Source organism: Thiomicrospira sp., assembly GCF_014859555.1.
In the GTDB taxonomy this organism is placed as follows: Bacteria; Pseudomonadota; Gammaproteobacteria; order Thiomicrospirales; family Thiomicrospiraceae; genus Thiomicrospira.
In genome coordinates this window covers 1-12,228 of record NZ_JACUTY010000060.1, presented here as the reverse complement: position 1 = coordinate 12,228, position 12,228 = coordinate 1, and the positions used below count along the sequence as shown (strand labels likewise).

The 12,228-nt window shown below is 45.0% G+C and carries 15 protein-coding genes; 2 read left to right on the top strand and 13 right to left on the bottom strand.

All coding sequences use genetic code 11. The features are described from left to right. The 7 genes from IBX48_RS08930 to IBX48_RS08900 all read right to left on the bottom strand — a co-directional run. The coding region (locus tag IBX48_RS08930; protein WP_296833450.1) for a hypothetical protein at positions 1-624 on the bottom strand (624 nt) is incomplete at its 3' end. Then, the gene (locus tag IBX48_RS08925) at positions 625-1,128 is read right to left on the bottom strand and encodes a hypothetical protein (protein WP_296833446.1); all 504 of its coding nucleotides are present in this window, start codon (positions 1,126-1,128) and stop codon (positions 625-627) included. 94 nt (positions 1,129-1,222) lie between these two features. Beyond that, positions 1,223-1,573 carry an Hpt domain-containing protein gene (locus IBX48_RS08920; RefSeq protein WP_296833443.1) on the bottom strand — a complete coding sequence of 117 codons (351 nt, stop codon included), beginning with the start codon at positions 1,571-1,573 and terminating at the stop codon, positions 1,223-1,225. 150 nt (positions 1,574-1,723) lie between these two features. Further along, entirely contained in the window at positions 1,724-2,680 is a 957-nt protein-coding gene (gene pip / locus IBX48_RS08915; RefSeq protein WP_296833440.1) for a prolyl aminopeptidase, read from the bottom strand. A 12-nt stretch (positions 2,681-2,692) separates the two neighbouring features. After that, positions 2,693-4,510, bottom strand: coding sequence for a translational GTPase TypA (gene typA, locus IBX48_RS08910; RefSeq protein WP_296833435.1), 1,818 nt, complete (start codon positions 4,508-4,510; stop codon positions 2,693-2,695). Between the two features lie 185 nt (positions 4,511-4,695). Then, positions 4,696-5,403, bottom strand: coding sequence for a hypothetical protein (locus IBX48_RS08905; RefSeq protein ID WP_296833432.1), 708 nt, complete (start codon positions 5,401-5,403; stop codon positions 4,696-4,698). 62 nt (positions 5,404-5,465) lie between these two features. Next, complete coding sequence (locus tag IBX48_RS08900) at positions 5,466-5,738, bottom strand: hypothetical protein (protein WP_296833429.1); 273 nt, start codon at positions 5,736-5,738, stop codon at positions 5,466-5,468. Between the two features lie 129 nt (positions 5,739-5,867). On the opposite strand from IBX48_RS08900, the gene IBX48_RS08895 reads away from it, so the two are divergent. Continuing rightward, positions 5,868-6,716: a DUF6502 family protein gene (locus IBX48_RS08895; RefSeq protein WP_296833426.1), complete on the top strand. Its 849-nt coding sequence runs from the start codon at positions 5,868-5,870 to the stop codon at positions 6,714-6,716. Continuing rightward, complete coding sequence (locus IBX48_RS08890) at positions 6,713-7,816, top strand: DUF5666 domain-containing protein (protein ID WP_296833423.1); 1,104 nt, start codon at positions 6,713-6,715, stop codon at positions 7,814-7,816. The genes IBX48_RS08895 and IBX48_RS08890 overlap by 4 nt, the downstream gene beginning before the upstream one ends. Before the next feature lie 106 nt (positions 7,817-7,922). On the opposite strand, the gene IBX48_RS08885 is transcribed toward IBX48_RS08890, so the two are convergent. The 6 genes from IBX48_RS08885 to IBX48_RS08860 form a co-directional block, all read right to left on the bottom strand. After that, entirely contained in the window at positions 7,923-8,609 is a 687-nt protein-coding gene (locus tag IBX48_RS08885) for a hypothetical protein (RefSeq protein ID WP_296833420.1), read from the bottom strand. Between the two features lie 96 nt (positions 8,610-8,705). Further along, positions 8,706-9,392: a hypothetical protein gene (locus IBX48_RS08880; protein ID WP_296833418.1), complete on the bottom strand. Its 687-nt coding sequence runs from the start codon at positions 9,390-9,392 to the stop codon at positions 8,706-8,708. Between the two features lie 97 nt (positions 9,393-9,489). Beyond that, a complete protein-coding gene (locus IBX48_RS08875) occupies positions 9,490-9,936 on the bottom strand; it encodes a DUF6691 family protein (protein WP_296833415.1) in 447 nt (148 codons plus the stop codon). Next, positions 9,936-10,424, bottom strand: coding sequence for a YeeE/YedE thiosulfate transporter family protein (locus tag IBX48_RS08870; protein ID WP_296833411.1), 489 nt, complete (start codon positions 10,422-10,424; stop codon positions 9,936-9,938). Before IBX48_RS08870 ends, IBX48_RS08875 begins: the two co-directional genes overlap by 1 nt. A gap of 127 nt (positions 10,425-10,551) precedes the next feature. Then, positions 10,552-11,814 carry a [Fe-Fe] hydrogenase large subunit C-terminal domain-containing protein gene (locus IBX48_RS08865; RefSeq protein WP_296833407.1) on the bottom strand — a complete coding sequence of 421 codons (1,263 nt, stop codon included), beginning with the start codon at positions 11,812-11,814 and terminating at the stop codon, positions 10,552-10,554. 200 nt (positions 11,815-12,014) lie between these two features. Continuing rightward, on the bottom strand, positions 12,015-12,228 hold a 214-nt coding region (locus IBX48_RS08860), incomplete at its 5' end, for a hypothetical protein (protein ID WP_296833404.1).

The following is a 12,228-nucleotide window of genomic DNA, read 5'->3' as shown; positions in this document are numbered from 1 at the left end:
GTTTGTTTGGCGATAACGCAGAATATCGTTACTGCCTTCTAACAAAACTAACTCTAAACCCATTTGCGGGTATAGCCAACGTTGTAAACCATTTTCTAATTCTTGAACTTCATGCGCTTCACCAAACCGTTTAACAATCGATTCACTGCTTAAATTTCGACGTGGAACCAGTGTCACTTCGTTAATCGGGAACTCAAACAAGGCCAAGGTGTCGGCATTATTCAGTTGGATTTGGCGTGCGCCTTGTTTCGAAATCGTGGTGCGTGCGCCACGATCATAAAACTGCTCTAGCTCTTGCTCTGTTAAGGCCAGCTTAATCACCAGCGCGCCATGAATGGTGCCGATATAAGCCGAGCCAAGGTAGGCTTCGGCACTTTTGCTGCCGTCCTGCATTTCAAACAGTTTAACTTCAATGTCACGACCATAGAGTTCGGTGACGTCTTTTAAGGTCGATTGATTCAGCACCAGGCCTAACGCGTGTAACTGGCCTTGTTCATCGTAACTGGCGTTCCATGGCAGTTGAGCCTGGTTGACATCGGTATGATTTGTCGGCGCTAACCACAGCAGAGCAAAAAACAGAACAATAGTAAGGGCAACAACCCAATAGAGTGGACGATTTTTCATTTAAGAAGGTTCCTGTTGTCGTTCTGGCCGATCGTTAAATTCACCGATCTCTGGGTTAGAATTTTCATCACGCGGGATGTATTGTGCAATCTTCTTATCAATGATGCCTTTGCTGGCATCGTAAACCGAAATGCCGGTTTGCAAGAACGTAAATAAAACCGCAAAAAATATCAAAGCACCACCAAAAAACATCGTGATGATTTCAAAAATGGGGGTTGAGCCGCCTGCGTCTGAAAAGTCATTCATCGCTAAGCCACCAGGCATAATGAACTGCACCAGTTCATACGCTCCAACAATAATAATAGCACCAATATAACTTGCAATTAATATACGGCCACGTCGCCAAGCTAGAACCCAGTTTGCTGCTATAAACCAGCTGTCTGTTTCACGCTTTTTTTGACCATTGAAATAGATATAACCTAAAACCAGTACGGAAATAAGAGGGATTAAAATGAACATCAATGGCTCACCACTGGTTTTTAAAATCGAGAGGGATAAAAACAAATGTGTCAGCAAAATATTGAGATTAAAAATGTGATGGGGGTTTTTTGCGCGATGCGCTTCACTTTGCGTAATCTGGTATTGCATGTGACGAACCTCAGTTAGGTTGAGTGGTTAAATACTGTTCAATAGCGGTTTCAAGCTCTCTATAAGCCTGATTAACTTTAAGATACAAGGCTTCCGCTTTTTTTACATCGCCATTCCGTGCTAAACCTTCCATTTCTAAACATAAGCTGGGCAAGTCTATCGCGCCAATGTTAGCCGAACTGCCTTTTAAGGTATGCGCATGGCGTTTAATTTCTGCCGCATTGGCTTGTTTAATCGCGGCTTCAAGTTCTTTCACCAAAGGTGGCGTGATCTCTAAATAGGTTCTTAATATGGGCGCCAAACTGTCGCCAATCACACTTTTTAGATGGGTTAAAGTTTTGAAATTGAGTGGTTGGCTCATCCGTTTGTCCTTTTCATTAATGTGACATGCATTAATGACTTTACCATAGGTTCATTTAACTTGAATGTTTGAAGTATAACGTAATTTGATTCTAATTGACGAACCAGATTTATCTAATCCCAGATTATTAAACACCAGGCCTGCAGTCTATTACAAAGTAAAGTAGGTTTTGAATTTATGGGTACTAGACACCAGTGCATGGCTGATTTCATCTTCAAATGCAGAATGTCCAGATTGTTCACAAATAATGAGGTCGGCCTTAGGTAATGCGTTTTTTAAAGCAAAAGCTTGGTTAATTGGACACACCATATCGTAGCGTCCGTGCACAATAACGGTTGGTATATGTGCGATTTTATGGGCGTGATCGAGCAGTTGATTTGGCTGTAAAAACGCCTTGTGGATAAAGTAGTGACACTCGATGCGTGCCATAGCCAGTGCATGGTGCGGATCAGCAAAATGCTGAACTACATTTGGGTCGGTTTTTAAGTTAGACGTTCGACCTTCCCATACCGACCAAGCCTCAGCGGCACGCATTCTGGCGACTTCATCAGAACCTGTCAAGAGTCGGTAATAGGCTTGTACAAGGGCGTGGCGGTCGTTTTGTTCGATTGGCGCAATGAAGTCTTGCCAATAATCCGCATAAAACTCACTTGCGCCTTTTTGGTAAAACCAGTCTAGGTCTTGATCACGGCATAAGAAAATACCACGCAATATCAAGGCCTGCACAAACTGTGGATAACTTTGTGCGTAAGCCAGTGCCAGGGTAGAGCCCCAAGAGCCGCCAAACAGCATCCATTTTGCAATATTTAAATGCAAACGCAGGTGTTCTAAATCCGAGACTAAATGTTGAGTGGTGTTATTTTCAAGACAGGCGTGAGGAACCGATTGTCCGGCGCCACGTTGATCTAAAAGAATGATGCGATAGAAATGAGGGTCAAAAAATTGACGGTGACGAGCTGAACACCCACCCCCCGGGCCGCCGTGAATAAACACGATCGGTTGGCCGGTTGGGTTGCCGGATTGTTCAAAATAAAGACGATGCCCATCTCCTACCTCAAGAAACCCTTGTTGAAAAGGTTCAATCGGTGGATAGAGATGCGCACTCATGATCTCTAAGTCTTACTTGCTGCGACTATTACGTTTACGGTCGTTTTCCGTTAGATGTTTTTTACGGATACGAACGAAGTGTGGTGTCACCTCAACCAATTCATCTTCATCGATGAATTCTAAGGCTTGTTCCAAACTGAAACGAATAGGCGGGGTTAGCACGATGGCCTCATCCGTACCAGATGCACGCATGTTGGTTAACTGTTTACCTTTAAGTGGGTTAACGGTTAAATCGTTTGCGCGACTGTGTAAGCCGATAACTTGACCTTCATACACTTCATCACCGTGACCGATAAACAAACGACCACGTTCTTGTAGGTTGAAAAGCGCAAAACCTAGCGCTTTACCAGTGCCCATTGCGATCAATACACCACGAGTACGTTCACCCACGGTGCCTTCAAACTTAGGACCGTAATGTGAGAAGCTGCTGAAAATTAAACCATTACCCTGGGTGGCGGTCATGAATTCAGTACGGAAGCCAATCAAACCGCGTGAAGGAATAATAAAGTCGATACGTACGCGACCTTGCCCGTCCGGTACCATGTCCGTCATTTCAGCTTTACGAATACCAAGTTGTTCCATCACGGTGCCTTGGTTTTCTTCTGGTACGTCAACGGTTAAGTTTTCGTAAGGTTCTTGAATTTGACCGTCTACTTCTTTAAAGATAACTTCTGGACGAGACACACCCAATTCAAAACCTTCACGACGCATGGTTTCAATTAATACTGACAGGTGAAGTTCACCACGGCCTGATACACGGAACTTGTTCGCATCTTCAGTGTCTTCAACACGAAGCGCCACATTGGTTAATAATTCTTTTTCTAAACGTTCACGGATTTGACGTGAAGTAAGCAGTTTACCGTCCTGACCCACAAATGGAGAGGTGTTAACTTGGAAAGTCATACTTACGGTTGGTTCATCAACCGTCAAAGCCGGTAAAGCTTCTGGGTGGTTTGGATCACAAAGAGTATCTGAAATGGTTAGCGGGTCTAAACCACTGAACGCCACGATATCACCGGCGTGCGCTTCTTCAATATTTACACGGTCAAGACCGTTAAAACCAAATAATTCAGCGACTTTCGCGTTACGCTTTTTGCCGTCTTTATCCACAACCGCAACTGGCATACCTACTTGAACTGCACCACGTTTGATACGACCGGTACCGATAACACCTTTATAGGTGTCATAAGATAAGGAAATACACTGCAACTGGAATGGGCCACCAAGATCAACGTTAGGTGGTGAAACCTTCTCAACGATGGTTTCAAACATCGGCTGCATGTCGCCTGAGCGAACATCGGCATCATGACCGGCATAACCGTTGAAACCAGAGGCAAATAGGATTGGGAAATCCATTTGTTCATCAGTCGCGCCTAAACGGTCGAACAAATCGAACGTTTGGTCAACAACCCAGTCAGGACGCGCCGCATCACGGTCAACTTTGTTGACCACAACGATTGGCTTCAAGCCTTGCTGTAAAGCTTTTTGAGTTACGAAACGGGTTTGGGGCATGGGGCCTTCAACCGCGTCCACCAACAATAGAACCGAATCCACCATCGATAAAATACGCTCTACTTCACCACCAAAGTCGGCGTGGCCAGGCGTGTCAACGATGTTGATACGGTAACCGTTCCAAAGTACGGCGGTGTTTTTCGAAAGAATTGTGATACCACGTTCTTTTTCCTGATCATTCGAGTCCATCATGCGCTCGCCGTGATCTTTACGTGCGTCCAATGTGCCGGATTGTCTTAAAAGTTGGTCAACCAATGTGGTTTTGCCGTGGTCAACGTGAGCGATAATTGCGATGTTACGAATATGATCGGTGGTCATGTATAAAGCCTGTAGAAACTAACTAAAAATAAAGAAGCGGATTATACTGCAAAAGCCAAAGGCTTTTTTAGCTAAATGCTATGAAAAATCAAATAAATACCGCCACTAGCAGTTCGTTTTTAACTAAAACGAACTGCTTTATTAAAAAACAAATCAATAAAGTCGAATCCTGTTTTTAGCGGCATTTAAAGTTTTCGGCTAAAGGATAGCCCAAGAGTTGTCGTTTGCGTATTGTCACGTCCTGCAAATAATCCGAGGCTCGTTAACGGGGATATTTGTACACTCAATGACGTTTCCAAAGATACTTGATCGTCTAGTGACTGATATTGGCTTTGCTGGTAACTTGTTGATACCGCCACTAACCAGTTAGGATCCAGCTGATGCCCTAGTCCAATGGAAGCAGAAACGGTATTTTGTATATCGGTTCCGGTGACCTGACCATTAAAACTGTAACCTAAGTGACCAAATACAGACTGCTTTTGTTTGATGGGCTGGTATAGCTGAAGTTGAAACCCTAAATCATCCGCCCCTGTACTCAAGCCTTTGTCGGCATCACCGGTTGCTAGTTTATATAGGGCTGCTCCGGTAATAGAGGGGTTCTGTGACCATTCGTATCCGACTCTAAAGAAGGTATCGCCCAAGCCATTAACGCTTTGATTAACCTCGTTTTGCTCGGTTGTAATGGTGTTCCATGAGCTGGATACGCTATATTGCCAGTTATTTTGATAAGTCGATAAGCTGACAGGCAGGCTCCAGGAGGTGACTGGGGTTTGGTCGGTGAGATTATTTTGCCCGTTTAAGTGGTAAAGGCCGGTAGATAGATAGGTGTTGGCTTGAATTTGTGCGCTAATCAAGCTCATAAAAATGAGCAGCCCTAGTTTTTTAATCGACATAAAACATAAAATCCTGTGTGGAAAGAGGTTAGCTAGCCAAAACCGAGGCTAGCTAATCAGAGTTACTCGGTGGAGTCTAACTGATTTGTTTGCTCACGATTTTGATTTTGCAAGCGTTTCTGTTGCATATTTTGCATGTTTTGTTCAACGCGCTGCTGCATCATTTGTCTGTTTTGTTCAACGCGTTGTTGCATCATCTGCATTTGTTGTTGCGATTGAGGCTGAGCACTACCAGAAGGTGTTTGAGGGCCTTGAGGGTTGGCGCCCGGAGACGCAAAAGTCAATGCACTAGCGGATAACAAAATAGTTGCTGAGAGTAATTGTTGCAGTTTCATAATTAAATCTCCTGGTGATTAATTGTTGTATGGGATAATTTCCCATTCCAATTAAACTCTATATGGGAAATTATCCCATGTCAATTTTATTTTGGTATCATAGTACAAAACTTATATTGGATGTTTAATGTGACTTCTTCGGAATCTTCAATTTTTATCAAAATGGTGTTGTTAGTTTTACGACCACTAATTCGTATGCTGCTGAAGCAGGGTATGACGTATCCAGCTTTTATTGAGCTGGTCAAGGCGAGTTATGTTCAAGTAGCCGAACAAAATGTGGCCAAGGCCAAGGTTCCGACCGATAGTTTAATTAGCGTACAAACCGGGCTAAATAGAAAAGAGGTTAAACGCCTGCGGGGTATAAATATCGATTCAGAATTAGGCGCTAAATTTAAGCAAGCCGGCATAGGTGCTCAATTGGTCTCTAGCTGGTTAAGTCAGCCGGCATTATTAGATTCAAATGGACAGCCCAAACCATTAGCGAGAGTTGAGTCGGCTGATCAAAACAGCTCTTTTGAAGGCTTGGTACGATCCGTTACCAAGGATGTGCATCCGCGCTCAATTTTAGATGATTGGATAACGCGAGGTTTTGCCCAGCTGGATGAAAATGATCAAGTTCACCTTACTCAAACAGCCTATGTACCCTCAGCAGATCAGGATGAACAACTATTTTTTGCCCAAAAAAATCTCAGTGCACATTTAAATTCGGTTGCACATAATCTTGAAGCACAACCAGGCCAGCCTGTTATGTTTGATCGAGCGGTTTATTACAACACGCTCTCGGCGGAGTCGATCGAAATTTTGCATGAGTGGAGTCGTCAGGCCTCCATGAAACTACTTTCAGACTTCAACCTCAAAGCGCAGGCTTTGGCACAAGATGACCAATCTGAGCACACATTATTTAGCGCCCATCTTGGCGTCTACTTGTATCGATCAGACATTGATTCGATTGAGTCACCATTGGAGGCGTCACAATGAAGCCTTACTTAAAGCGTTTTGGTTTGATAGCGAGCATATTAGTTCTATTGCTCAATACTTCTTGTCAAACCAGCACCCAAACCTCCCAACACGTTTTTGCCCTACAGACATCATCGGATAAAAACGATTCGGGGTTTGGCGGTACCGGCTTAATAAATGATAGTGGCTTTGGCGGCACCGGCGTCATGGGTGTCGTCACCGGCTTTGGCAGTATTTGGGTGAATGGCCTACACATTAAATTAGACCAGCAAACCCAAGTACAAAGTCAGGCCGAAGCGTTTGATTTAAACCAGCTCGAAATTGGCCACCAAGTTAGCGTCAAATTAAGAAAAAACACCGATTTGGCCGAGCGTGTTGAAGTATTTTGGCCGATTCAAGGACCAGTTAGCCATGTTGATTCGGATAACCAGACCATCCAAGTGCTGGGTCAAACCATTCAATATGATCAACATACGCAAGGTTTGGATCAATTTAAGGTGGGCGAATTTGTGCGAATCAACAGCTTTGGCAGTGCAAACCACCAGGCCTGGTATGCGACACGCATCGAATCACAACCAGGTCAACAGGCTTATGTGGAAGCGACTTTAAACCAAACGCCAGACCAAAGCTGGACAGCCGCTGGCACAAAGCTGGAATCAAACCAGCTTCCCCAAAACCCGCAGCAAGGACAACTAGTGCGATTAGAGTTTAAAACCGAAAACAAGGTTCCACGTTTAACAAGTGTTGAGCCGGTTATGCGAACGCAAAGGCTCGAATCACAACGCCTATTAATTCAAGGCCAACCTCAGCGTGTTGGCGATAGCTGGTGGTTGGAAGGGGTTAAGGTTGAAGGGTTGCAACAGACTTCGCCCACCGGATTGCAGTTGTTTGCACTGCAGCAAGATCAGCAGGGTTGGCAGATTCTAAATCGGATAGAAATGCGATCATGGCTGAAAGATTGGCCGCAGATAATGCGGCAGTCAATAAAGCCGAATCAAGGTTTGCGTATGAATGAATTGTTTAAAACACGCCAGCTTAATCATAGCGCGCCTAGAGGAATGAAGCCCATACCCGATCCCAGACCAGCACGCCCACCCGTACCACCATCGCCAAGGCATTAACCTCTGTCGTCGAGACTATCAGGCATGCTAAAAGTAAAATTGGTAACAATAAGGGCTATTACTCTTTTACTCTTTTATTTGAATTTTGGTTCGCTGCAATTGATTGTTAATTTTTATCAGGCTCCAACACCTTTCTGATACTTTCGATGATCTTCTCTTTCGCAACTGGAATCTCTTTATTTATAGCTTCTACAATCTGCTTATTTTTTTTCATGGCCTGGGTGAACTGAGCTGTATTACCTGGGCTAATACCACAATGGAATGTAGCACCATAAATAATCTTATCTAGTCTAAGCGCAACACATTCGATTTCATCAAAAAGCGCCTTATCGACCCAAAACTTGTTGAGTTTTGAGTACGAAATGAATTCATCAATAGCTTTGCTGGCAGCATCAAATTGAGGCCCAGGTTCGTATGTAGGTCCAGAACGGTAGACGAAATCCTTGCCTTTCGATTCCATATCAACCAAACGATGATACAACCCTTCGATAACCTCAATTCGCTTTTCGTGAAGCTTCGAAAACTTAATTTGATGCTCAAGAGTCCCAATCCCAATCGAAGATTTTATTTCTTCAGTCAATTGAGTCGTTCTTTTAAGCCGACCAACCACATCATCAAAGCTATCCTTGAGGGCTTGTTCTTCACCTCGTTTTTTGAAGTATGAGCCAAAGTATGCACCTAATGCTGCAGATACCAGTGCCACTAGAGTAATGTAGGCGTAGTGAACAGCTGACGGTGATACCCCATTCTCAACGATTTCTTTAGCTAGATCCTGAAGATTCTCAACTGCCACTACTTATCTCTCCGTAAATTAACGCCGCGCAAAATGCGCGGCTTCTTAGTTGAGGCGAAGCCGCAACGAAAAAGCCGTCGCCGTGCTTGACCTTGTTTAACCATTTAGACCAAAAAGCACTGTGACTTTACAATTGCTATAGAAGCTCAGCCTCATTATTTTTTCGCCTTGATTATTTCCGTTTATCACTTGATATTTGAAGACCTCCTTGTTTTTACCGAAGTATGGCTGGTTCTCAAAGATTTGATCAGCCGCTTTAGCTAACTGCTCTATCGGTCCATTAGTGTCTCTGGCAGTTTCTGGATCTAGGGACAACAAAAAATCCGGCTGGATTGATACATTGCCAAGCCACTTTTCAGAGAAGTGCTTATAGTGCAATGCTCTCGACATCATATCAATTGCACCATCAAACCGATGCCGATTAATCTCTATAGCAATGGTATTTTGCCATTCGCCAGTTTCTGTGTCTTGGACGGTGACTCTTTGATGAGTGCTCAGAAATTGTTTTATAAGGTTTGGATTTTTCTCGATGGCACGCATAAGCTTTGCTTGAAAATGGTTGCCACCGACTTCATTGGCAGGCAAGTTCATTGCAAGAACATAAAGTATGTACTCGTCATCTTTCGATTTCTTTGTATTGTGATCGTCGCAAGCAGGAACAGTTATAAGTTGAGATCTCAGGTCCCACCCTTCTGGTAGGTCTTTTTTTTCAGGGAACACGCACTTGGGAGGCACATGCTCTACAGTAGTTCCTTCTTTTTCGCACATATAGCATTCTGCCATGCACTATCCTCAATCTTATGGTTAACGCTTAGTATAAGTCACTTTTGCATTGTTATAAGGCATTGAAACACTACCCTATCTCTTGCCTGTTGAGGCTTTATTTTGTGGGGTGTTCGTGGTGAATATAGGTTTGTAGCACGCCATAAGCCATGGTGCCTAATAGTAGGCCAGCAAAGGTGAAGATTGCGCCGATTTTGCCTTCGGCCATCATGGCCGGAATGGTGCCTGGGCAGGCGGCGGTCATGCCCCAGCCGATGCCAAACAACATCGCACCCAAAATCAAACCTTGCTGATAGGGTTTTTTAACAAAGTCCACTTGTTCGCCGGTAGCGATGGAATGCACTTGAAATTTCTTGAGCAAGAAAACACCAATCATCGCGACGACGACCGCGGTGACAATGACTTCCATTAATTGAAAGTCGATAAACAAAAACATCTTGGCGTGATAGTCATAAGTGGTCGCACCGGCTCGGCTCATTAAAAAACCAAATAAGCCGCCCATAATAAGGGCAAATATATTCACTTTTTGTAAGATTTTCATCATCACAATCCAAATAACAAGTGGGTGGTAATCAAGGCGCTCCCAAAAAACACCACGCCGGCTAATAAGCTCGGTGGGTTAAGCATGGCACCACCCACTAAGGCGTGGCCCGTGGTGCAAGCGCCTGCCAAGCGTGCGCCAAAGCCCAGTAACATGCCGCCGAATATGAGCCAAATGGCTTTAGCTGAATAGGTTTGTGGCAAAATCGCATCGTACATGCCCATGTCGAAACTTAAATGCCAGCTGTCTACCGAGGTTAGGGCTGAGACGAGTCCGCCTAACGGAATACCAATCAGAAACCAAAGCTTAGAATTGTTGAGATTGCTGTATTCGCCCATGCGAAAGAATTTGATTTTGCGGCACATCAGACCACACAGGTTACCGTAACCAGTTGAACAACCAGCGGGTTTGCCTAATAGCCAAAAGTGGCTGATAACAAAGAGGCCGATCGCAATACCAGCGATCCAGCCAGCCCAAACCGATATTTCCATTTATATTAACCTTATAAGAAACTTTTATGCGTATTGTGCCTGAAGTACCAGCCGCTTCAAGCTTAGGTTTTTTTATAGGGTATAAGCAAAATTTATTAACCACCAGGCCTGGTGGTTAAATTTGGAATTAAAGCACTTCTCTTGTTAAGCTTTTGATTAATAAAAGAGTATCCGAACCGGATTGAACCGATTGCGTTTCAATCTGAAATCGACAAAGTTCTCCGCTTGGGGTGATCACGCTTAAATTTTCAGGGTCAGCGCGCGAGGCCATTTTGTGACGTTGATAGTGGGTCGCATAATGTCTGGCCGGCAAACGTTGTTCAATCAAGGCTTGAATATTGGATTGACCTTTAATTTCGCCCAAGGGCGAAGCGGTTTGCCAGGTTGCGTCGGGGTGAAATAACTCCGCCGCTTCTTGACCGGCGCGCCGATCCACACAATCCAGAAAACGCATTAATAAAAGTCGTTTCGAATGGCGAGCGGCATAGTGGGTATGCAATAAATCATGCGCCTGCTCGGAGCCAGGTTGATTTAACTCGATTTGATAAAGTGTTTGAATATCTGGGTTTTCATAAGAACGTCTGCGCGGCGCGTTGGCGTCAATGCTATAAATAGCCTGCATACGTTTTTCTAATACTTGTGGGTCCATTGATTTAGGTTCACTACCGCCACCCAGGCAGCCGCCCACACAAGCCATGACTTCAATTGCGACAAATTCATCGCGCCAAGTTTCCGTGGCAAACAAGGTTTGCGCACTGGCGATGCCGTTACAAATCGCGACCTTACCCACGCCAGGTATGTCGGCGGTTTTAACCCCTTGTGCGACACCGCGCATTTGCTGCCATTCGAGCGGCATATTATCCTGTTGGCCGATAAAATGCGCCGCGGTGCGCACCACGGCTTCCATCACGCCGCCCGATGCACCAAAAATTTGCGCCGCCCCGGTGCTTTCACCTAATGGATTATCAAACGCGCCATCTTCTGGCAGAGCATTAAACGCAATGCCTCGGGCTTTAATCATTCGGGCCAATTCGCGTGTGGTTAATACGTGATCAACATCGCCCGATACACCTGGTCGCTGGGCTTCATCTTTTTTCGCTGTACAAGGCATTACGCTGACGACATAGGGTTCGGCTTGGCCTTGCGCAAACTCCGCGCCAAGCGAGCGTGCGAACGCCCCGCGTTTGGTGAGTGCGCCGTGCATTTGTTGCGGGGATTTTGTGGTGCTTAAATGGCTTAAAAGATCGGGGCGATTAATTTCCACCCAGTTCACCCAGCCCGGGCAGCAAGACGTTAACAGCGGTAGATTTTGTTGGGTTTTAAGGCGGCCTAACAATTCAGTGCCTTCTTCCATAATGGTCAAATCTGCCGCAAAGTTGGTATCAAACACCGTGACCGGAATGCGCCCAGAACCGCCTTCGGCAAAACCGATAATGTGTTGTTGCTGACCCGCATCACCACAAGCTTCGGCGCATAAACCACATTCAATACATTTAGACAGGTCACGCTAAATACTGGGCGAAGTATGATCGGTGAGACGATGTTCAGGATGTTCTTCTGAGCCGCGTTCCAATTTAGGCCAGCGATCTTCTAATTGATATTCACACACCAACTCTTGGAACTGGCAGGAGCCGTTGACTTCACAGCGAATGCAATGTTTGGGTGGCGCGCCAGTAGAAACTCAAGATCCGTTTTGCGAAATTCGGTTAACGCGGCGGAATCGGTCGCCACCACATCGCCGTCTTTGGCTGGGGTAATACAAGCGGGTTGCGGGCGTTTTTCGCTACTCACGTCCACCAAACAC